This is a genomic window from Streptomyces sp. DT2A-34 (genome assembly GCF_030499515.1).
Taxonomy (GTDB): Bacteria; Actinomycetota; Actinomycetes; order Streptomycetales; family Streptomycetaceae; genus Streptomyces.
The window spans coordinates 1,503,380-1,524,072 of sequence record NZ_JASTWJ010000001.1 but is presented as its reverse complement, the minus strand read 5'-3'; the positions used below and the strand labels follow the sequence as shown (position 1 = coordinate 1,524,072).

The 20,693-nt window shown below is 69.5% G+C and carries 16 protein-coding genes and 2 pseudogenes; 12 read left to right on the top strand and 6 right to left on the bottom strand.

What is annotated here, in order from left to right:
* Positions 1 to 22 precede the first annotated feature (22 nt).
* The 3 genes from QQM39_RS06610 to QQM39_RS06600 all read left to right on the top strand — a co-directional run bounded on the left by QQM39_RS06610 (position 23) and on the right by QQM39_RS06600 (position 4,075).
* Complete coding sequence (locus QQM39_RS06610; protein WP_301995686.1) at positions 23 to 655, top strand: potassium-transporting ATPase subunit C; 633 nt, start codon at positions 23 to 25, stop codon at positions 653 to 655.
* A gap of 124 nt (positions 656 to 779) precedes the next feature.
* Positions 780 to 1,463: a response regulator gene (locus QQM39_RS06605; RefSeq protein ID WP_301995685.1), complete on the top strand. Its 684-nt coding sequence runs from the start codon at positions 780 to 782 to the stop codon at positions 1,461 to 1,463.
* A 68-nt stretch (positions 1,464 to 1,531) separates the two neighbouring features.
* The gene (locus QQM39_RS06600) at positions 1,532 to 4,075 is read left to right on the top strand and encodes an ATP-binding protein (protein ID WP_302003501.1); all 2,544 of its coding nucleotides are present in this window, start codon (positions 1,532 to 1,534) and stop codon (positions 4,073 to 4,075) included.
* Positions 4,076 to 4,097: 22 nt separating this feature from the next.
* Here the strand turns inward: QQM39_RS06600 and QQM39_RS06595 are convergent, their stop codons facing one another.
* Positions 4,098 to 4,298 carry a TrkA C-terminal domain-containing protein gene (locus QQM39_RS06595; protein ID WP_301995684.1) on the bottom strand — a complete coding sequence of 67 codons (201 nt, stop codon included), beginning with the start codon at positions 4,296 to 4,298 and terminating at the stop codon, positions 4,098 to 4,100.
* A 1,008-nt stretch (positions 4,299 to 5,306) separates the two neighbouring features.
* On the opposite strand from QQM39_RS06595, the gene QQM39_RS06590 reads away from it, so the two are divergent.
* The 3 genes from QQM39_RS06590 to QQM39_RS06580 all read left to right on the top strand — a co-directional run bounded on the left by QQM39_RS06590 (position 5,307) and on the right by QQM39_RS06580 (position 7,479).
* Positions 5,307 to 5,642 (top strand): MerR family transcriptional regulator, encoded by a 336-nt coding sequence (locus tag QQM39_RS06590; RefSeq protein WP_301995683.1) that lies wholly within the window; start codon positions 5,307 to 5,309, stop codon positions 5,640 to 5,642.
* Positions 5,643 to 5,680: 38 nt separating this feature from the next.
* Entirely contained in the window at positions 5,681 to 6,973 is a 1,293-nt protein-coding gene (locus tag QQM39_RS06585) for an IS256 family transposase (protein WP_301994513.1), read from the top strand.
* A 302-nt stretch (positions 6,974 to 7,275) separates the two neighbouring features.
* The gene (locus tag QQM39_RS06580; protein ID WP_030052720.1) at positions 7,276 to 7,479 is read left to right on the top strand and encodes a cold-shock protein; all 204 of its coding nucleotides are present in this window, start codon (positions 7,276 to 7,278) and stop codon (positions 7,477 to 7,479) included.
* A gap of 224 nt (positions 7,480 to 7,703) precedes the next feature.
* On the opposite strand, the gene QQM39_RS06575 is transcribed toward QQM39_RS06580, so the two are convergent.
* Positions 7,704 to 8,264, bottom strand: a complete 561-nt coding sequence (locus tag QQM39_RS06575) for a hypothetical protein (protein WP_301995682.1) — start codon at positions 8,262 to 8,264, stop codon at positions 7,704 to 7,706.
* A 213-nt stretch (positions 8,265 to 8,477) separates the two neighbouring features.
* Here QQM39_RS06575 and QQM39_RS06570 point away from each other — a divergent pair, with 213 nt between their 5' ends.
* Positions 8,478 to 9,308 (top strand): hemolysin III family protein, encoded by an 831-nt coding sequence (locus QQM39_RS06570; protein ID WP_301995681.1) that lies wholly within the window; start codon positions 8,478 to 8,480, stop codon positions 9,306 to 9,308.
* A gap of 426 nt (positions 9,309 to 9,734) precedes the next feature.
* Entirely contained in the window at positions 9,735 to 9,950 is a 216-nt protein-coding gene (locus QQM39_RS06565; RefSeq protein WP_302003951.1) for a hypothetical protein, read from the top strand.
* Here the strand turns inward: QQM39_RS06565 and QQM39_RS06560 are convergent.
* Positions 9,909 to 11,152: pseudogene (locus QQM39_RS06560) on the bottom strand (PP2C family protein-serine/threonine phosphatase). The gene QQM39_RS06565 and the pseudogene QQM39_RS06560 sit on opposite strands and share 42 nt — an antisense overlap.
* A gap of 581 nt (positions 11,153 to 11,733) precedes the next feature.
* Positions 11,734 to 13,419, bottom strand: a complete 1,686-nt coding sequence (locus QQM39_RS06555) for a ribonuclease J (RefSeq protein WP_301995680.1) — start codon at positions 13,417 to 13,419, stop codon at positions 11,734 to 11,736.
* A 557-nt stretch (positions 13,420 to 13,976) separates the two neighbouring features.
* On the opposite strand from QQM39_RS06555, the pseudogene QQM39_RS06550 reads away from it, so the two are divergent.
* From QQM39_RS06550 to QQM39_RS06535, 4 genes and pseudogenes are all read left to right on the top strand, one after another.
* Positions 13,977 to 14,885, top strand: a pseudogene (locus tag QQM39_RS06550) (IS110 family transposase); the annotation flags it as partial.
* A gap of 261 nt (positions 14,886 to 15,146) precedes the next feature.
* Positions 15,147 to 15,635 (top strand): GNAT family N-acetyltransferase, encoded by a 489-nt coding sequence (locus QQM39_RS06545; RefSeq protein WP_302003500.1) that lies wholly within the window; start codon positions 15,147 to 15,149, stop codon positions 15,633 to 15,635.
* Between the two features lie 493 nt (positions 15,636 to 16,128).
* Positions 16,129 to 16,800 carry a response regulator transcription factor gene (locus tag QQM39_RS06540; protein WP_301995679.1) on the top strand — a complete coding sequence of 224 codons (672 nt, stop codon included), beginning with the start codon at positions 16,129 to 16,131 and terminating at the stop codon, positions 16,798 to 16,800.
* Positions 16,797 to 17,906, top strand: a complete 1,110-nt coding sequence (locus tag QQM39_RS06535) for a sensor histidine kinase (RefSeq protein ID WP_301995678.1) — start codon at positions 16,797 to 16,799, stop codon at positions 17,904 to 17,906. The genes QQM39_RS06540 and QQM39_RS06535 overlap by 4 nt, the downstream gene beginning before the upstream one ends.
* Before the next feature lie 485 nt (positions 17,907 to 18,391).
* On the opposite strand, the gene QQM39_RS06530 is transcribed toward QQM39_RS06535, so the two are convergent.
* Together QQM39_RS06530 and QQM39_RS06525 are read right to left on the bottom strand one after the other, a co-directional pair.
* Positions 18,392 to 18,673, bottom strand: a complete 282-nt coding sequence (locus QQM39_RS06530) for a hypothetical protein (RefSeq protein ID WP_301995677.1) — start codon at positions 18,671 to 18,673, stop codon at positions 18,392 to 18,394.
* A 190-nt stretch (positions 18,674 to 18,863) separates the two neighbouring features.
* A complete protein-coding gene (locus QQM39_RS06525) occupies positions 18,864 to 20,651 on the bottom strand; it encodes an ABC transporter ATP-binding protein (RefSeq protein WP_301995676.1) in 1,788 nt (595 codons plus the stop codon).
* Positions 20,652 to 20,693 lie beyond the last annotated feature (42 nt).

Here is a 20,693-nt window from a genome sequence, read left to right as displayed (position 1 = left end):
TCTCAAAGGCGTGCTGATCACCATGAACAACTCCTTTACCAACACCGCCCGGTTGCTCGGGGCGGGCCTGCGCGCCCTCCTCGTGCTGACCCTGGTGACCGGCGTCATCTACCCGCTGGTCGTCACCGGCATCGCCCAGGGGCTGTTCCACGACAAGGCGAACGGCTCCGAGATCAAGGCGGACGGCGAGGTCGTCGGCTCCTCGCTGATCGGTCAACAGGGCTACAGCCTGGACTACTTCCAGCCCCGTCCGGCCAACGGACTGGGTGAGAACTCGGTCAACACCCAGTACCAGCTGATCCTTTCCGGCGCCACCAACCGTTCCGGCGACAACCCGGAGCTGATCAAGTGGGTGAAGGAGGCGAAGGCGAAGGTCATCAAGGAGAACTCGGTGCCCGGCTACACGGTCAGGGCCTCGCAGGTCCCCGCCGACGCGGTCACCTCCTCCGGTTCCGGCCTGGACCCGAACATCTCCCCGGAGTACGCGGACATCCAGGTGCACCGGGTCGCCGAGAAGAACGGGTTGTCCGTCGCGCAGGTGCGGAAGCTGGTCGACGACCACACCGAGGGCCGCACCCTGGGCTTCATGGGCGAGCCCCGGGTGAACGTCCTCGAGCTCAACATCGCGCTCAAGGATCTCGTGGCGAGCAACTGATGGCGTTATGCGCCCCCTGCGGGGGCCGGCGGCCCGGAGCACACTCCGAGTCCGTCGGCTCCCGCCGCCGTAAGGAAACCGGTGGTGGTCTCTGCCCCGCGCATGACAGGAAAGGCGCACACCGATGACTCGGGTGCTGGTCGTGGAAGACGACCCCCAGCTCGTACGAGCCCTTGTGATCAACCTGCAGGCCCGCCGGTACGGCGTGGACCCGGCGCCCGACGGCGCCACCGCGCTCCGCCTCGCCGCCGCACGCCAGCCCGACGTGGTCCTGCTGGACCTCGGACTGCCGGACATGGACGGCGTGAACGTCATAAAGGCGCTGCGCGGCTGGACCCGCGCACCGATCCTGGTGCTGTCCGCGCGCCGCGCCTCCGACGAGAAGGTCGCGGCGCTCGACGCGGGCGCCGACGACTACATCACCAAGCCGTTCAGCATGGACGAACTCCTCGCGCGCCTGCGGGCCGCCGTCCGCCGCACCGAGGACCTGCCGCTCGCACCCAAGACGACCCTGGTCGAGACCGGTGACTTCACCATCGACCTGCTCGCCAAGAAGGCCCGCCGCGCCGGGCACGATGTGCGCCTGACCCCGACGGAATGGCACCTGCTGGAGATCCTGGTCACCAATCCCGGACGCCTCATCACCCAGAAGCAACTCCTTCAGGAGGTGTGGGGTGCGTCGCAGAGCAACAAGACCAACTACCTGCGCGTCTACATGGCCCAACTCCGCCGCAAACTGGAGGCGGACCCCTCCCACCCGCGGTACCTCATCACCGAGCCCGGGATGGGATACCGCTTCGAGGGGTGACCCTGACCGCAGCCCACTCCACCGCCCTGACCACTCTCCTGACCGCCCACGACCGCAGAGACGAGACCATGGCACGCGGCAAGCTTCGGATCTACCTCGGTGCGGCACCGGGCGTCGGCAAGACCTACGCGATGCTGTCCGAGGCCCACCGCCGTATCGAACGCGGAACCGACTGCGTCGTCGCCTTCGTGGAGCACCACCACCGGCCGCGGACCGAGGTGATGCTGCACGGCCTGGAACAGATCCCGCGCAAGGAACTGGAGTACCGGGGAACGACGTTCACCGAGATGGACGTGGACGCCGTCCTGGCCCGGCGCCCTCAAGTGGCGCTCGTGGACGAACTCGCCCACACCAACGTCCCCGGCTCCCGCAACACCAAGCGCTGGCAGGACGTCGAGGAACTGCTCGCCGCCGGGATCGACGTGATATCCACGGTCAACATCCAGCACCTGGAATCCCTGGGTGACGTGGTGGAGGCGATCACGGGCGTACGGCAGCGGGAGACAGTCCCCGACGAGGTCGTCCGCCGCGCGGGCCAGGTGGAACTGGTCGACATGTCGCCGCAGGCGCTACGGCGCCGCATGGCGCACGGCAACATCTACAAGCCCGACAAGGTCGACGCGGCCCTGTCGAACTACTTCCGGCCCGGCAACCTGACCGCCCTGCGGGAGCTGGCGCTGCTGTGGGTGGCCGACCGGGTCGACGAGTACCTGACCGAGTACCGCAGCGAGCACCAGGTGTCCAGGATCTGGGGCTCGCGGGAGCGGATCGTGGTGGGCCTGACCGGCGGACCGGAGGGCCGGACGCTCATCCGCCGGGCCGCGCGCCTCGCGGAGAAGGGCGCCGGCGGCGAGGTGCTGGCCGTCTACATCGCCCGCAGCGACGGCCTGACCTCCGCGTCCCCGAAGGAACTGGCCGTGCAGCGCACCCTGGTGGAGGACCTCGGCGGCACCTTCCACCACGTGATAGGCGAGGACATCCCGGTGGCGCTGCTCGATTTCGCGCGCGGGGTCAACGCCACCCAGATCGTGCTCGGTGTCTCCCGCCGCAAGGGCTGGCAGTACGTCTTCGGACCGGGCGTGGGGGCGACGGTGGCCCGGGACTCCGGGCCCGACCTGGACGTCCACCTGATCACGCACGACGAGGCGGGCAAGGGGCGCGGACTGCCCATCGCCCAGGGCGCACGGCTCGGCCGCTCCCGGATCATCGCCGGCTGGCTGGCCGGCGTGGCCGGCCCGGCGATCCTCGCCCTGCTCCTGACCAACATCGACGCGAACCTCGGTCTCGCGAACGACATGCTGCTGTTCCTGGCGCTGACGGTGGCGGCCGCCCTGCTCGGCGGCCTCTACCCGGCCCTCGCCTCGGCGGCGTTCAGCTCCCTGCTGCTGAACTACTACTTCACCCCGCCGCTGCATCGGCTGACCGTCGCCGACCCCAGGAACATCGTCGCCATCGTGGTCTTCGTCGCCGTGGCGGTGTCCGTGGCATCCGTGGTGGACCTCGCCGCCCGCCGCACGCACCAGGCGGCCCGGCTGCGCGCCGAGTCGGAGATACTGTCCTTCCTCGCCGGCAGCGTACTGCGCGGTGAGACCAGTCTGGAGGCACTGCTGGAGCGGGTCCGGGAGACCTTCGCCATGGAGTCGGTGGCCCTGCTGGAACGGGAGAGCGACGTCGACCCGTGGACGTGTGCCGGCAGTGCGGGCCCGCGTCCCTGCCGGTCCCCGGAGGCGGCGGACGTCGACATGCCGGTCGGAGACCACATGGCGCTCGCCCTCTCCGGCCGGGTGCTGCCCGCCGAGGACCGTCGGGTGCTCGCTGCCTTCGCCGCCCAGGCCGCCGTGGTCCTGGACCGCCAGCGTCTGCAGCACGAGGCCGACCAGGCCAAGGAGCTGGCCGAGGGCAACCGCATCCGCACGGCCCTGCTGGCTGCCGTCAGCCACGACCTGCGCACCCCGCTCGCCGGGATCAAGGCGTCGGTGTCGTCCTTGCGCTCCGACGACGTGGAGTGGTCCGAGGAGGACCACGCCGAACTCCTGGCCGCGATAGAGGACGGCGCCGACCGGCTCGACAACCTGGTGGGCAATCTGCTGGACATGTCCCGTCTGCAGACCGGCACGGTCACCCCGCTGATCCGGGAGATCGACCTCGACGAGGTGGTGCCGATGGCGCTCGTCGGCATCCCCGAGGACACCGTGGAGCTGGACATCCCCGAGACGCTGCCCATGGTCGCCACGGACAAGGGACTGCTGGAGCGGGTCGTCGCCAACGTCGTGGAGAACGCGGTCAAGTACAGCCACGCCGACGAGCCGGTCCTGGTCTCGGCCAGCGCCCTCGCCGACCGTGTGGAGGTCCGGGTGGTGGACCGCGGACCCGGTGTCCCCGACGAGGCCAAGGACCGCATCTTCGAACCCTTCCAGCGCTACGGCGACGCTCCCCGCGGCAACGGCGTCGGCCTCGGCCTCGCGGTCGCCCGCGGCTTCGCCGAGGCCCTGGGCGGCACTCTGCACGCCGAGGACACTCCCGGCGGCGGGCTCACCATGGTCCTCAGCCTCCCGGCCGCGGCAGGCCGCCCCCCGGCCACGCCCGACCTTTCCGCGACGGCCGTCTCGTAGCACGCCGCGCGCGGACAACCGCTCACTGTGCCCTCAGCTCCGCGAACACCTCCACGGCACGGGTCCTGCCGGTGACGATGATGACGTCGCCCGGGTGGACGACCGTCTCGGCGGTGGCGTGCGTGAAGTCGGCGCCGGGCCGTTTGATGCCGACGACGGTCACGCCGTAAGTGATGAAGTCCAGCATCCGGCCGGTGACCAGGTGGGCGACGCGCTCGCCCATCCCGGGACCGTCGAGGGCGGCGCAGGGCCTCCTGCCACGCTCGTCAACGGCCGACCTGGGGGGCGTCACGGCTGGAAACGTCCGTCCCGGCCGGTGGAATTCTCCACGAGACGCAGTGTCGGCCGGTGCCCGCCGACGGTAGCCGCGGCGCAGTTGGCGACGTCACGCTCAGCCCGACGTGCTGCGCGGCGGGGGATCCCTGCGCGCCGGTCTGAGCCCCGAAGCTGCTTGAACCATCCATGGACCGGTCGAGGCAGACTGGTCGAGACGGACTATCTCATCTTCGACCACGCGGAAATCTATGCCAGCTGAAGTAGACATTCGTCGGCAGGGTGGTTATGGTTTCTCTCGTAGCCGAGATCGAGCAAGGCCCGGCAGAGATGAACTGCCGGGCAGCAGTACGCAGTTGCAGTTCGCAGGGCGGTGCGGTGGTGGAGTTCCGAAGCCAGGGTTGTTGCAGGACGGCGACGGGACTGACGACCGGACCGGGTGGCCCGCAGTGATCAGGGGCCGCCATGAGCAGCACCGCAGTGGCAGTACCAGTAAGTGAAGGTTCGCAGTACCCAGCAGTGAAGTCGGTGAGCAGTACCTCGGTGAAGGCGTCGGCTGCGGGCGCGCGCACCGGGAGGTTCGGCAGTGGGGTTCTAAGCCAGAGCAGACGCAGGACGGGCGACGGGGCTGGCTGCCGAAGAGTGGCGCTGTTCGAGGCCACCAGCAGTTCGCAGTTTCGGTTAGTGAGCAGTTGATCAAGAGGGAAGAACGGAGGAGCGAGCGCCATCAGGATCGCCCGGGCGGAATTCTTTGTCCCGGGTACCGCAGGACATCGATAGTGAGGTGGTCTCCGGTCAAGCAACCGCGATCCCCGCGCCCCCGACAGCATCTCGGTCGGGTCTGCGGAAACAGAGGGCCGGTGCAGTATCAGGGCCGGCAGATGGTGTAGCAGTTCCTTCGGGGCCCTGGTGCCAGTACGGCGCCAGGGCCCCTCCACGCGTTCCACAGAGAGGTGCAATGACAGCAGACGACACGTTCGGCCGTCTCGATGACGACGACTACCCCGCCTACACCATGGGCCGAGCCGCCGAACTGCTCGGCACCACACAGGGCTTCCTCCGCGCCATCGGCGAACACCGCCTCATCACCCCACTCCGCTCCGCAGGCGGACATCGCCGCTACTCCCGCTACCAACTGCGCGTTGCCGCCCGCGCCCGGGAACTCGTCGACCACGGGACCCCCATCGAGGCCGCCTGCCGGATCGTCATCCTCGAAGACCAGCTCGAGGAAGCCCAGCGCCTCAACGCCGAATACCGCCGCGCCGCCGAATCAGCGAACCCAACGGGACTGTAAATCGTTCGGTGTAACTCCCGATCATGGAAGATGCACCGATGACCAGTGAGAACGTGGCCGAGCACGAGGTCGGCGAGTCGGCGGCGGCTGTGTCGGCGAAGGCCGTCGACGACCAGCTGATCGACGAGTTGGTGAGCCGGGCGCAGGCAGAGGGTCTGCAGCTGACCGGTGAGGGCGGGCTGCTCCAGCAGCTGACCAAGCGGCTGCTGGAGTCCGCCCTGGAGGGCGAGATCACCGACCACCTCGGCTATGACAAGCACGATCCGGCGGGCAAGGACGGCGGCAACTCCCGCAACGGCAAACGCTCCAAGACCGTGCTGACCGAGGTTGGGCCGGTGGAGATAGCCGTGCCCCGAGACCGGGACGGCTCGTTCGAGCCGAAGATCGTCAAGAAGCGGCAGAAGCGCCTGACCGGCGTCGACGAGATGGTGATCTCGCTTGCCGCGAAGGGCCTGACCACCGGCGAGGTCCAGGCCCACCTGGCCGAGGTCTACGGCGCCGAGGTCTCGCGGCAGACCATCTCCACCATCACCGACAAGGTCCTCGAGGGCATGGCCGAATGGCAAAGCCGCCCACTCGACGCCGTCTACCCGGTGGTCTTCATCGACGCCATCCACGTGAAGATCCGCGACGGCGCAGTCGCCAACCGGCCCATCTACGTGGCCCTGGCCGTGACCGTCGAGGGCCGGCGCGAGATTCTGGGCCTGTGGGCCGGCGACGGCGGGGAGGGTGCCAAGCACTGGCTGCACATCCTCACCGAGATCAAGAACCGCGGCGTCGCTGACGTGCTGATGCTCGTCTGCGACGGGCTCAAGGGACTGCCCGAGGCGGTGGAGACGGTCTGGCCCCGCACCATCGTGCAGACCTGCGTGGTCCACCTGCTGCGGAACTCCTTCCGCTATGCCGCCCGCCAGGACTGGGACAAGATCGCCAGGCTCCTCAAGCCCGTCTACACCGCGCCGACCGAGGAGGCCGCCCTGGACCGGTTCGCGGAGTTCGCCGACGCCTGGGGCAGGAAGTATCCGGCGATCGTCAAACTCTGGGAGAACGCGTGGGAGGAGTTCACTCCGTTCCTGCGCTTCGACACCGAGATCCGCCGCATCGTCTGCACCACGAACGCGATCGAGTCGGTCAACGCCCGCATCCGGCGGGCAGTCAAGGCCCGCGGACACTTCCCGAACGAGCAGGCCGCCTTGAAGTGCGTCTACATGGCCATCATGTCCCTCGATCCCACCGGCAAGGGCCAAGCCCGATGGACCATGCGCTGGAAGACCGCGTTGAACGCCTTCGACATCACCTTCGACGGCCGGCTCTCAGCGGCCCGCCACTAACCCAACCACCCCAGTTACACCGTTCGTTTGACAGACCCAACCCAACGGCAGCAGCATGAGATGAGCGTGCCCGTCAGCGTCGGCGGGCACCGCACGCGCGGTCTCGGTGTGCGGCGTGATCATTTCCTATGGTGACGCGGTGTGCGGGCGTGTAGCGTCTGCGTCAGCTGTCGTGGTTCGGAATTCCCTCTTGCCCACGCCCCTGGTGTGGGCGTCTTGCTGTGCTGTGCCACAGGAACCAGGGCGATCACCTCCGTCTGCCACATGGAGTGGGAGGCGTTCATCGACTGGAAGGCATGACTATGGCTACGGGAACCGTGAAGTGGTTCAACGCGGAGAAGGGCTTCGGCTTCATCGCCCAGGACGGCGGCGGCCCGGATGTCTTCGCGCACTACTCCGCGATCAACTCCACAGGCTTTCGTGAGCTCCAGGAGGGCCAGGCCGTGACGTTCGACGTCACCCAGGGCCAGAAGGGCCCGCAGGCCGAGAACATCAACCTGGCCTGACCTCGCGACCTGCCCGAGGGATTCACGCCGCGTCCGGCTCTCATGCCGGGCCGGCACAGGATCAGGGGCCGCGCAGCAATGGCTGCGCGGCCCCTGATCCTGTGGAGGGCCCGGGCCGGTGCGACTTCGGCCCGGAACCTCCCAACCTCAGTCGCTGCAAGCGTCGTCGGGCACGGGAACCGCATGTCCCGCGCGGCTGCCGTGCAGCTCGAAGGAGCCGACGTTCAGACGCTCGTCCAGGCGTCCAGGAAGGCTTTCCGTCCAGCCGGATCGTCCGACCTGCGGTCTGCGTGCAGGACACGCCAGGCGGTGAGCTCGAGATCTCGGAGCCACAGTTCCCCGATGACCTGTGTCTTGAGGTCGGGCAGATGGTCGGACTCGACGAGGGCCTGACCGATCACCTCCGCGGCCGCGACGCGCTGGGGCGGGGTCATCTCATCGACGGCCGAGAGGATCTGCCGGGCCAGGGCGGTTCCTTCTCCTGCCAGGGAACGAAGCACCGGAGCCTTGATGTTGACGGGCAGCAGGTACGCGGTGCCCGACGACCTCCACAGGTCCGACCAGAAGCGTTCTCCTGCCTTGGTGGGGGCGGGCAGCGCGGCCAGCAGCCCGAGGAGATGGCCGGTGGCCGCATAGCCATCGGAGTGGGCGGCTGCGACCACCGCAATCCCGGCGACGCGCTCCACATCGAGCTGGCCGGCCTCGAGATGCGGAGCCAGGTCCAGTTGGTGATCCAACTGGTCTGCGAGGGCGGTGGATACGTGGGGGCGGACCTCAGGAAGCATCGGCGATCCTTGCGCGTAGGCGAGCGGAGATGCCCGTTCGGAAGCTCTGATCGTTCCCATGACCAGCCGCTCTACTCGGCTTCGGCAGGCCCAATTGGCGGTAGCGTCAACGGGACTGGAGTTCACACGGTGGCGAACCGTCCCGGGCCCGGCGACGTGGCTCTGGACCGACCTCCCGTCATGTGTCCGGGTGAGGTTTCCTAGCATGACTGCATGGTTGCCAGTGACACCCAGGGGCCCGGGGGAGGAAGAGAAGCTGTGTCCCGCGACGCCGCTGAAGTCAAATGTGGTCACGTCGTGTCAGCGCGTGGAGAGCGCCGTACAGCGGGGCTACCCGACCAATCACCGGGCGACCATGCGGGGGAGGGGGCTCACTCGGTCGCTGCTCTGGTGGAGCGGGTGGCCGACTTGGCCGAACCGATCAAGCCGAGGTTGCGTGGCTGGCTCCATGCCGGAATGGTCCCTGCCGCACTGATCGCAGGCGTCGTACTCATGTGCCTGGCCCGTACTCCGCAGGCGGTCCTGGCCTGCGCCGTGTACTCGGTCACCGCCTGGCTGCTGTTCGCGACGAGCGCCATCTACCACCGCGGCACGTGGGGGCCGCTCGGCGAGGCTCTTCTGCGACGTCTCGACCACGCCAACATCTTCCTGATCATCGCCGGCACCTGCACCCCCCTGGCCGTGCTCCTGCTCCCGCCGGACCAGCGGTCCGTGCTGCTGTGGATCGTGTGGGCGGGAGCGTTGGCCGGCATCGCGTTCCGGGTCCTGTGGGTCGGAGCTCCGCGCTGGCTTTACACCCCGTGCTACCTGGCGCTGGGGTGGGCACCGGTGAGCTACCTGCCCGACTTCCTGCACACCGGCGGAGCAGCCGTAGTCGTCCTGATCGTTGTCGGCGGTCTCCTCTACAGCGCGGGCGCTGTGGTCTACGCCCTCCAGCGGCCCGACCCCGCACCCCGCTGGTTCGGCTTCCACGAGGTCTTCCACGCGCTGACCGTGGCGGCCTTCACCGCGCACTACACCGCCATCTCCCTCGCCACCTACTGACCCGCGACAGTGTTCCGGTCCGCCGCTCAACGCCCACGTCGCCGCGCGCTGGACCGCGACGGGCCGGTCGGTCGCCGAGGCATCGCCCCGCGCGTGAAAGCCGTCCACCGTCCGGCCTGCAAGTTGGCTGCTCTCCAGCAGGTGACGCTCCGAAGGCAGGTAAGGGCGGAGGAGCGAAAGGAAGACGAGACAGCGGTCTTCAGCTGACCTGCCTCGGAGGGGCCCCGTGTTCGAGGCGGAAGACATCCGGGATGGCGAGGCCACGACGTGGTCGACCAGGAGCGGCACGGACGGCGAACCTCTCGCGGAGGACGAGAGGGGGTCTTCGCGCACTATGAGCTCGCCTACCGAACGGGTGCGGGCGGCGAACGTTGCCTCGCCCGCCGCTGATGCCCCACCAACTTCCCCCACCATGAGGTGACACGGATGGCTCTCTTCCTCCTGCTGGTCAATGTGGCCATCGTGCTCGGCATCATCGGAGTGGGGGCGAAGGGCCTGTTCTACTTCTTGGTCATCGGTGTGGTGATTCTGGTCGCCGACTTCGTCCTCCTCGGCCTGCACCTGGGCCGGCCGCCGCAGGAGCCTGCCCCCGAAACGCGGTCACCCGGCGCAAAGCTCCCCGCTTCGCCCGCCCGTCCGTGACGGGGCGGAGGCGTCGGCGAGGTCGGCGCCGGTGTCGGCGTCCCACCGGGAGTGGCCGACGCCCTGCCAGTCCAGGCACATGACGGTCGCGTCGTCCTGCAGGTGACCGTGGTGGGCGTCGACGACCGCCGCGATGAGGGTGCGGGCGGCCTCGCGGGGATGCAGATCGCGGGTGCGTACGATCAGGTCGGACAGATCGAGGCTGCCTGCGCTCCAGCATGCCGTCGGTCAGCATCACCAGCCGGTCTCCTGGGCGCAGGTCCAGCGACTGGACCCGGTAGCTGTGAGGGCAGGGAAGCCGAACGGCATATCGATCTTCGGGGTGATCTCCCGTACCTGTCCGTCCCGCATCCGCAGCGGCCAGGGGTGCCCGGCGTTGATGAACTCGGTTGTGCCGTTGATCAGGCTGATCCGCAGGAGCTGGCCGGTGACGTAGCCGTGGCGGCCGTGTTCGCGCAGGGCCTGGTCGGCCTGGCGGGCCTGATCGGCGAGGTCGGCACCGGCCCGCCGGTTGCGGCGCAGGGCGCCCACCAGGAGGGTGGCCAGCAGCGCGGCGTCGACGTCGTGACCCATGGCATCGGTGACGGAGAGCTGGACCCGTGTCCCGGTCGATGACGTAGTCGAAGGTGTCACCCCCCGACGTGGTCGGTCGGCTCCAGCACTCCGGCCACCGTGAACTGCGCCGCCTCACACGCCAGCGACGCCGGGAGCAGCCGGTGCTGGATCTCCGCGGCCAGGCTCAGCGGGACGGTACGGCGGCCCCACTGGTACATGTCGGTGTAGGACCGGTTCGCGATGACGAGGTAGGCCAGGGCGTGCGCGGTCTCGCCGATCTCCCGCATCACCTCCGCGTCCGGCGCCGCGGGCAGGAACAGTTCGAGGAGACCGATGGCGTCCCCACGGTTGGTCACAGGGGCGACGATCCGAACCAGCGCGCCGTCGCCCTTGTCCTCCACGCTCGGCCGCTGGGTGCGGATCACGTCGTCGTACAGGGTGCCGCCCAGCGTGATGCGCCGGGCCGGTTCATCGGTCTCGACGCTGCCCGCCGCCCCAAGCCGCACGACCGAGCCGCCGGTGAAGTCGGTGATCAGGAACGACACCGACGCGGCCCCGAGGCGCTCCTTGAGCATGCGCGCGACCACGTCGAGCGACTCCGCGGGCGCCGCGGTCTCCGCCGCCGCCGGCGTCCCCGCCAAAGTCATCGTCCTGCCCGGCCACGCCCGTTCTCCCGAGTACGACTGGCCGGCCCACCGTCCCCGTCAGGCTCGCATACGGTCACCGTGACTCCTTGCCGCTCGCTGGTGCTCAGGATTTCCGTCCCGGCGGCGCGAGGGGCCCACGCCAAGCCCGGTGCCGGGCAGATGCTATGGCACCGCAGAGCCCCCTGAACGGTATTCCACTCGGCCAAGCACCCGTTCCTTTTCGCCGGCTGCTTGCTGGATCTGGTCGATGAGGTGGTGCTTGACGCCGTCGGCGAACGTGGTTTCCTCTGTCGTGCCCGGTGGTCTTGTTGCGGGTGAAGGCTGCTACAGATGGGCGAGGTTCTGCACGCCCTCGCATGGCGTGACCGTGACGCTCCTGACACTTCAGAGACCGTCCCGAAGGTGGGACAACCCCCGCTGAACTGAGGGTTGTCGCGCCTCCAGCCCTTGGGAAGTAGTCTCGATGACTCATCATGCGGAGTGGGTTGCCACCCTGGTCTCCTGGGGTGGCTGCTGACTCCCGTGCCCGACCTCGATGCCCGCGGGCCGCGGAACCGGGGACAGTGCTGCCGGGCTGTGGCTCAGGCGTCGATGATGACGGGGATGATGAGGGGCTTGCGGCGGTGGGTGCGGAACGCCCAGTTCGCCACGGCGCGGGCGACGAGTTGTTCGAGTTGGTGCGCGTCCCCGACGCCTTCCTCGGCCGCGGTGGCCAGGGTCTTCTCGATGACGGGGATGACCGGCTCGAAGGTGGTGTCGTCGTGGACGAAGCCGCGGGCCAGGAAGTCGGGGGCCTCGGCGAGGGCGCCGGTGTCCGCGTCGACGATCGCCACGACCGTGACCACGCCTTCGGCGGCGAGGGTGAGGCGGTCCTTGAGGGACGCTTCGGTGGCGCCGCCGACTTCCATGCCGTCCACGTAGACGTTGCCGGCGGGGACCTTGCCGGTGATGGACGCGCGCCCGTCGACGAGGTCGACGACGACGCCGTCCTCGGCGATGACGACCCGGTCGGGGTCGACGCCGGTGCGGATGGCGAGGTCGCCGTTGGCCCGCAGGTGGCGCCATTCGCCGTGCACGGGCATGACGTTGCGGGGTTTGACGATGTTGTAGCAGTAGACGAGTTCGCCGGCACTGGCGTGCCCGGAGACGTGCACCTTGGCGTTGCCCTTGTGGACCACGTGGGCGCCCCACCGGGTGAGTCCGTTGATCACCCGGTAGATGGCGTTCTCGTTGCCGGGGATGAGGGAGCTGGCGAGCAGGACGGTGTCGCCCTTGCCGATGCGGATCATGTGGTCGCGGTTGGCCATGCGTGACAGCGCGGCCATCGGTTCGCCCTGGGAGCCGGTGCACACCAGAGTGATCTTGTGGTCGGGGAGCTTCTCCAGCTCCTTCGTGCTCACGACCAGACCGGAGGGGACCTTCAGGTAGCCCAGGTCGCGGGCGATGCCCATGTTGCGGACCATCGACCGGCCGACGAAGGCGACCTTGCGGCCGTGCTGGTGGGCGGCGTCCAGGACCTGCTGGATGCGGTGCACATGGCTGGCGAAGCTGGAGACGATGACCCGGCGCGGCGCGGTGCGCATCACCTGCTCGATCGCCGGGTTCAGCTCACGCTCGGAGGTGGTGAAGCCGGGTACTTCGGCGTTGGTGGAGTCGGTGAGGAACAGGTCGACGCCTTCCTCGCCGAGGCGGGCGAAGGCGCGCAGGTCGGTGATGCGGTCGTCGAGGGGGAACTGGTCCATCTTGAAGTCGCCGGTGTGCAGCACCATCCCGGCTCCGGTGCGGATCGCGACCGCGAGGCTGTCCGGGATGGAGTGGTTGACCGCCACGAACTCGCAGTCGAAGGGCCCGAAGCCGCGCCGGTCGCCCTCCCGCACCCGCACCGTGCGCGGCCGGATGCCGTGTTCTTTGAGCTTGGCCTCCAGGAACGCCAGCGTCAGCTTGGAGCCGACGACGGGAATGTCGGACCGCTCGCGCAGCAGGTACGGCACGCCGCCGATGTGGTCCTCGTGGCCGTGGGTGAGAACCACGGCCACGATGTCGTCCAGCCGGTCACGGATCGAGGTGAAGTCCGGCAGGATGACGTCCACGCCGGGCTGCGTCTCCTCGGGGAACAGCACGCCGCAGTCGACGATGAGCAGCTTGCCCGCGTGCTCGAAAACGGTCATGTTGCGGCCGATCTCCCCCAGACCGCCCAGGGCGACGACCCGCAACCCTCCTTCGGGAAGGGGCGGGGCGGCTTTCAGCTCGGGGTGCGGATGACTCATACCCTGACGGTACCCGGAGAGCGGGACGGCATGATCCACTGCCTGTGTGATCTCTTCTTCCCGACGGAGCGGGGCGTCCGCAGTGGGTGCCCCGGGACGATCGGATCACGCCGGCGGACGGCCCGGGCATGCACTCACGGCCGCTGAAGTCGAGGTTGCACGTGATGACGACCTTCGCGGCCCGTTGTGGTCGGCCGGAATCGGATTCAGGGTGCCCCATGAGCTGGGATCGTGCATGTTCTGCGGTCTTGGACCGGGGGCCACTGAGTGTGGGGAGAATTGGCGGGTGCTGCCCAGCGGCGGGGTCTGACTCTTGAGATCTCTGACCGGGGTGTCTTGCTCACGCTGTGTCGACCGCTGGTCGGGGACGGTGCGTTGCTGGTACCGGGCCGGCCGGGTGTGTCTCGATGGGGGCTTGCCGACCAGACGTCGTCACGGTTCTGACCGTCCGCGCGCTCCGGTGCCGGCTACGCGACAAGCCGTCGAGTCGGAAGGAGACCGGTCGTGACTGGCACGCCCCCTTCCCCGCGTAGCCAGCGACGCCGGCCAGTGGGGAAGTGGTCCTCGGAGTGGACACGCATCGGGATGCCCATGTGGCGGCTGTGCTTTCCCTGGTGGGGAGAGTGATCGGCGCGGAGGCGTTTCCCACCACCACGGCCAGGTACCGCGATCTGCTGGAGTGGGCCAGGGGGCTGGGCACGGTGCGTCGGGCCGGCGTGGAGGGGACTGGTTCCTTCGGGGCGGCCCTGTCCCGCTATCTGTTGGCTCAGGGCGTGGACGTGTTCGATGTGAACCGGTCCGACCGGTCCGACCGCCGTCGGCGCGGCAAGTCGGACCCCCTTGATGCCGAGAACGCGGCCCGGGCGGTGTTGAGCGGGCGGGCGCGCGCTCAGGCCAAGTCGGGTGATGGGCCGGTGGAGGTCGCCCGGATGTGCAAACTCGCCAAGGGGACGGCGGTCAAGGCCCGCACCCAGGCGATCAACCAGCTCAAGGCCGTCCTCGTCAGTGCCGACCCGAACCTGCGGGAAGACCTGGCCGGGCTACACAACGCAAAACTCATCCGCACCTGCGCACGGCTCGCCGACGACGGCAAGAACGGCGAAGACGGCGAAGACGGAGAAGAGGCGGTGCTGCAGACCACCCGCACTACCCTGTGTCTGCTGGCCCACCAAATCGGGCAGCTCACCGAGCAGATCCAGGACTTGGACGGCCGCCTGGCCCGGCTCGTGAAACGCCACGCACCGCAGCTGCTCACCGTGGTGGGTATCGGTCCGGACACGGCCGTCACTTTGCTGATCACGATGGGGGACAACCCGGAACGCCTGGGCACTGAGGCGTCCTTCGCCGCGCTGTGCGGGGTCAGCCCTGTCGAGCGTTCCTCGGGCACTCGGCAGTACCGGCGTCTCAACCGTGGCGGCGACCGGCAGGCCAACGCCGCCCTGCACCGGAATGTGCAGACCCGCTCGCGCGTCGACCCGCGCACCCGGGACTACTACGAGCGCCGCACCAAGGAGGCCAAGATACGGCGAGGCCCGCCGGAAACCGTTCCGACGGGGACCTCCGCGCGGAGCCGTGAGACGCCGAAGCCGCACCGAAGCGCTCCGGCGCGGCTTCGGCGTGAGATCGGTTGCGCTCGCACGAGTGGTTCCCGGGAGCAGTGCAGGAACGCCTGCCCGAGCAGCCGACCCGCCGCAGGAAGGCACTCCCCGGTGCGAAATACTCTCCCGATGAGTTCACGCACTTCCCAGATCAGCCAGCCGATCACGATACGGAGGGCAGTCGCGCGGGATGCCAAACGGCTCACGCGGCTCGTGCGTGGCTCAGGCGCCTACGAGGGTAAGTACGCAGCCGCAGTCGCGGGCTACCGGGTCGGTCCTGATTACATCGAGGCCCACCGCGCCTTTGCGGCCGTCGGCGCCGACGAGCATGGAGGCCGGGTCCTCGGGTTCTACTCGCTCGTCCTCGCTCCACCGGAGCTCGACCTGCTGTTCGTTGCCGACGAAGCGCAAGGACGGGGTATTGGACGGCTGCTCGTGGCGCACATGCAGTCCGAGGCCCGTGCCGCCGGGCTCGACCGTGTCAAGGTCGTGTCGCATCTTCCCGCCGAGGGCTTCTACGACCGCGTTGGTGCAGTGCGGACCGGGACCGCGCTCGCGAACCCGCCCGCCGTGCCGTGGGACCGTCCCGAATTCGAGTTTCGCATTCCTTCGGAATGACGCGGTGTGCCGGTTCGCAGGGCACCGGCTTCGCCTGCATGGTGGCCGGCATGCAGGAGCCGCTGGACGCCGCGCGCTCCGTGTGCCGTCGTCTCCGCCCTGGCGGGGGAATCGCCTGTGCCAGCGGCCTCTCCCGGCGACTCCCTCGCCTCCGGCACTCCCAGGGCCGTCTCCGGCACCCGGGCCAGGTCCAGTCCGACCAGCCGGCCCACGCCGGGCGCGCCGGCCGAGGGCTTGGTGCGCTCGCGTTCAGGGGACGGTGCGTCGGCCGGGAGCGGCGGGGAGCCCGGGTGATGTGTCATGCCGTCAGGCTGGAGACCGGGCCGATCGTGGAGTATCCGACAGATGGCTGTGGTGTCCCTGCCGACCGGAGGGTGATACCCCGCCGTGTGGCTGGAGCTGCCGTTCGTCGGCCCGCGGGGGCTCTTGGGGGCTTTAGGGTCGGGTCGGCATGGGGTGGGACGGGCATGGACGAAGGTGAGGCGGAGCGCGCGTGATCCGGGTAGTGGTGGTGGACGACGAGGCACTGGTCCGCTCGGGCTTCGAACTCATTCTGGGTGCCTCGCAGGACATCGAGGTCGTCGCGACCGCGGGCGGGGGCGACGCCGTGGAGACCGTCCGCGGGGCGCGGCCCGACGTGGTGCTGCTGGACATCCGGATGCCGGACGTCGACGGGCTCACCGTGCTGCGCGAGCTGCGGACGATGCCTGATGCTCCGGTGGTGGCGATGCTGACGACGTTCGACGCCGACGAGTACATCCTGACCGCGCTGCAGTGCGGCGCGGCCGGTTTCCTGCTCAAGGACACCGAGCCGGAGCAGCTCGCGCATCTGGTGCGCACCCTGGCCGCGGGCGGTGTGGTGCTGTCCCCCAAGGCGTCGCGGACGCTGCTGCACAGCCACCAGGGCACCCAGACGGCCGTCGACGAGGAGGCGGCCCGCGTCCGGCTGCTCACGGCGCGTGAGCGCGAGGTCCTCGTCCTGGTGGCCGAGGGGCTGTCGAACGCCGACATCGGGGCGCGCCTCCACCTGAGTGCCGGCACGGTGAAGGACCACGTCAGCGCGATCCTCACCAAGCTGCGGGTGACCAGCCGGGTGCAGGCCGCGCTGCTGGCGCAGCGGGCCGGACTGCTCGACGAGCGCCCGCGGTCGGAGACCGGCCGATGAGCCGTGCACGCGCCGTGTGGCAGCGGGTTCCCGCACCGGTCGTCGACATCGTCCTGGTTGCGGTGGCGGCCGTGGACGTATGGCTGAACATGTGGGAGCACACGCGCCTCGGTGTCGCGCTGGCCGCGCTCGGCTGCGCCGCGTTGGCTTTCCGGCGCAGGTTCCCGCTCGGCGTGTTCCTGCTCAACCTGCCCATCGCGCTGATGCAGGACATCGCCGTCGCTGTGCTCGTGGCGCTGTTCACGCTGGCCGAACACTCCCGCAACCGCCGTCTCCTCGCGGGGTGCGTCGCCCTGTCCGCCATCGCGGGCAGCACTCCGTGGCCCCTGGCCGACGTCGACCGGACCATGACGCTGGTCGTCTTCGTCTACAGCCTCGCGACCGCCTCGGCCCCGGTCCTCTTCGGCCAGCTTCTCCAGGCGCAACGGGACTTGGCGCGGCGACTGGTCGAGATCGAGGAGGCCAGGGAGCACGAGCGGGCCCTGCACGCCCAGGCCGTCCTCGCCCGCGAACGCGCCCAGCTGGCCCGCGAGATGCACGACGTGGTCTCCCACCAGGTCAGCCTGATCGCCGTACGGGCCGGAGCCCTGCAGGTCGCCACCCAGGACCTGGACGCCAAGGAGGCCGCCCGCACGATCCGTTCGCTGAGCGTCACCACACTCGACGAACTGCGCACCATGGTCACGCTGCTGCGCGCCTCCGGCGGCCACGGCACGGAGCTGACTCCGCAGCCTACCCTGGCCGACCTGCACAAACTGGTGGAATCAAGCGGCACTCACGTACAGCTGACGGGTGAGCTTCCGCCCGCCGTGGGCACGCCCGCCCAACGGGCCGTCTACCGCACGGTCCAGGAGGCGCTGACCAACGTACGCAAGCACGCCCCCGGCGCCACGGCCCGCGTCGAACTGTGGCAGGACGGCGACGACGTCGGAGTGACCGTCACCAACACCGCGCCCACGCGTCCCTCCCTGCCCCTGCCCGGTTCACGGCAGGGCTTGGTCGGTCTGCGGGAACGGGCCGACATCCTGCACGGCACCCTGGAGTCGGGCCCGACCTCGGAGGGCGGCTACCGGGTGCGGCTGCGGATTCCGCTCAGTGCGGACTGACCGGCCAAGACCTCATGCTGGCCCGTCGGCTTGCTCCGGCTCCACAGACCCGCTCGGGCTCCGTGCGCTTCGCTTCGGGGACCTTCTGCAGACGTGTGCCCTCGACGTCCAGTCGGGCAGGGTGCGGCCCAGGGGCTTGGGGTCTTCCCTCGGGCCAGACGTGCAAACCCACACGCCTTCGCGGACGCCGGTTACCCGTTCTGACTCTGTCAGGTGCCGCGTCAGGACGGCGAATACCCCGGCACCAGGCTGACGGCCCTGGTTTCCGCCTCGCCCAGGGGCGGACGACGGGAGCTTGACGCGGGGTCCTCGGCGGCCGTGACCAAAATGCCGTGGTGGTGGCTGTGGGTGCACCTCGCTGACGTCCAAACCTCCTGTCACGACCCGCAGTTCCGTCCGCCAGGCGGCGGGTTGTGTCCTGCCGTCCAGCGGGGGCGTGCGGACTTTGGCCGGAGCCGTTGGCGACGAGCGCGCGGGCGAATCGACTATTCGATGCCCTGGGAACGCCACCAGCCACGGCCCGCCCCAAACAGCAGCAGTGTGGCGGGCAGCGCCGCCAGCACCAACGGCCATTCGCCGAGCACGGCACGCACCACACCCAGTACGCCAGGATGGCCCTGGGCATCGCGGTGGCCGATCCGGTGGGCATAACCATGGGCCAGGACCGAAGCGAGGGCGGTGAACAGGACCCACAGAGCGTCGTCCATGCGCGCCGCCCGAGTCACCTCGCCGAATTGCGTGAGCGCGGCGACGGCCGAACTCGACACCAGGAGCCCTTACACGCCGCCGAACAGCGCCGTCGGCTGGGCCAGCCAGCCTTACATCGCATGTCTGTAAGGGATGGCGGACTCGGTGTGCATGCGGGCCTTTCGCGGTCTTGGTTTGCGTGGGCGTCGGCGCGTGTGGTTGTCCGGCCGAATGGGGCAGTGGACGGCCGGACAACCCTACGGGGGTGGGTCATCGCGCGGGGGCCAGGAGCTGGGTGGCCGCCAGCTGCGCGTACAGCTGGTCCTGGGCCACGAGTTCATCATGGGTGCCCACCGACCGGACCCGTCCGGCGTCCATCACGACGATCCGGTCGGCTTCTGTCACCGTCGACAGGCGGTGGGCCACCACCAGCACGGTGGTCTCCCGAGCCACCTCCGCGACGACGTCCCGCAGCGCCAGCTCGTTGACGGCGTCGAGCTGCGACGTCGCCTCGTCAAGGAGCAGCAGCTGGGGCCGCCGCAGCAGTGCGCGGGCGATCGCGATGCGCTGCCGCTCGCCGCCCGACAGCTGCGAGCCGCGGTGTCCGACCGGGGTGTCCAGGCCGTGGGGCAGGCGCTTGACGAGGGTGTCGAGCTTCGTCCGTGCCAGGATGTCGCGGATGTCGTCGTCCGTCGCGCGGGGCGCGGCGAAGACCAGGTTCTCGCGCAGCGTGCCGGCCAGCACCGGAGCGTCCTGCTCCACGTACCCGATGGCAGACCGTAGTTCGGACAGGGACCAGTCCTGTACGTCCTTTCCGTCGACCAGGACCCGGCCGCCAGTGGCCTCGTAGAACTGCTCGATGAGCGCGAAGACCGTCGACTTGCCCGCACCGGAGGGGCCGACGAAGGCCGTCATCCCGGTGCCCGGCACCTCGAAACTCACCTGCTGGTGGATATACGGCAGGCCCGGACGGTAGCGGAAGGACACGTCCTCGAAGCGGACCGACGCCGGGCCCGGCACCGCTGCCCGCTGCCTGGGCAGGGCGCCGTTCCGCTGGGCGGGCGGCTCCGTCGACAGGCGTTCCACGTGCGCGATCCGGGAGATCGCGGCCGCCCCCTCCTGATAGTGGGACACGGCGTCGACCAGCTTGGACACCGGTTCGATCAGGTAGAAGAGGTACAGCAGGAAGGCAATGAGGGTGGACACGGGGATCTCCGCGGACGCCACCCGCGCCCCGCCGACCGCGAGCACCGCGAGAAAGGCCAGCTGTACGGCGAGTTCGTCCGCCGAGCCTGCCACGGCTTCCCACTTCGCGCTCTTCACGCCGTGCCGCCACGCCCGCCGTGCCGCCGCCTCCACCCGGGCGGTCTCCCGCTCCTCGGCACCGGACGCCTTCACCGTGCGAAACGCCCCGAGAGCCCGCTCCAGCGCGACGGAAATCTCCCCGACCGCCTCCTGCGACCGCTCGGTGGCCCGGGCGATCCTCGGCATCACCAGCGCGACGGCCCCACCGACCAGCACGACCACGCCGAGCGTCACACCCAGCAGCACGACGTCCAGGAACGCCATCATCACGATCGCCGCCACGAAGGCCACCGCGCCGCTCGCCGCGGAGACGACCGCCTGGGTGCTGACCGCCCGCAGCAGCGTGGTGTCCGAGGTGACCCGGGACATCAGATCACCCGGCGGGATCCGCTCCCACTCCGCGATCCGCAGCCGCAGCAACCGCCCCACAAGGGTGCGCCGCGCGGCCAGGACCACCGACTCCGCCGTCCGTTCCAGCACATACGCGCCGAACGCCTCGACCGCCGTGCCCAGCACCACCAGCGCGGTGAGCGCGATCAGGATCCCGGCGATGGTCTCACCTGTCGCGAGCCGGTCCACCAGTGCCTTGGTGGCCAGCGGCTGCAACAGTCCCCCGGCGGCCCCGACCAGGGCGCACAACAAGCCGAGAGCGACGGCCCACCGGTGCGGTCGGACATACGCGTACAGCGCCTTGACCGTCTCTCGGGCGGACAGGGACGTTTCATCCGTCGTCGGGGCGGATGCGGTGTTCACGAGATTCCTTTCTTCTGCGGTCTGCCGGGCACCGCAACAGCG

Excerpts from the sequence above, each read along its gene's own strand:
- QQM39_RS06555 (WP_301995680.1), bottom strand. The coding sequence starts at position 13,419 with ATGAGTCATCCGCACCCCGAGCTGAAAGCCGCCCCGCCCCTTCCCGAA.
- QQM39_RS06545 (WP_302003500.1), top strand. The coding sequence starts at position 15,147 with ATGAGTTCACGCACTTCCCAGATCAGCCAGCCGATCACGATACGGAGG.
- QQM39_RS06600 (WP_302003501.1), top strand. The coding sequence starts at position 1,532 with ATGGCACGCGGCAAGCTTCGGATCTACCTCGGTGCGGCACCGGGCGTC.
- QQM39_RS06610 (WP_301995686.1), top strand. The coding sequence starts at position 23 with ATGAACAACTCCTTTACCAACACCGCCCGGTTGCTCGGGGCGGGCCTG.
- QQM39_RS06605 (WP_301995685.1), top strand. The coding sequence starts at position 780 with ATGACTCGGGTGCTGGTCGTGGAAGACGACCCCCAGCTCGTACGAGCC.
- QQM39_RS06535 (WP_301995678.1), top strand. The coding sequence starts at position 16,797 with ATGAGCCGTGCACGCGCCGTGTGGCAGCGGGTTCCCGCACCGGTCGTC.
- QQM39_RS06580 (WP_030052720.1), top strand. The coding sequence starts at position 7,276 with ATGGCTACGGGAACCGTGAAGTGGTTCAACGCGGAGAAGGGCTTCGGC.
- QQM39_RS06570 (WP_301995681.1), top strand. The coding sequence starts at position 8,478 with ATGGTTGCCAGTGACACCCAGGGGCCCGGGGGAGGAAGAGAAGCTGTG.
- QQM39_RS06595 (WP_301995684.1), bottom strand. The coding sequence starts at position 4,298 with ATGGGCGAGCGCGTCGCCCACCTGGTCACCGGCCGGATGCTGGACTTC.
- QQM39_RS06590 (WP_301995683.1), top strand. The coding sequence starts at position 5,307 with ATGACAGCAGACGACACGTTCGGCCGTCTCGATGACGACGACTACCCC.
- QQM39_RS06585 (WP_301994513.1), top strand. The coding sequence starts at position 5,681 with ATGACCAGTGAGAACGTGGCCGAGCACGAGGTCGGCGAGTCGGCGGCG.
- QQM39_RS06565 (WP_302003951.1), top strand. The coding sequence starts at position 9,735 with ATGGCTCTCTTCCTCCTGCTGGTCAATGTGGCCATCGTGCTCGGCATC.
- QQM39_RS06575 (WP_301995682.1), bottom strand. The coding sequence starts at position 8,264 with ATGCTTCCTGAGGTCCGCCCCCACGTATCCACCGCCCTCGCAGACCAG.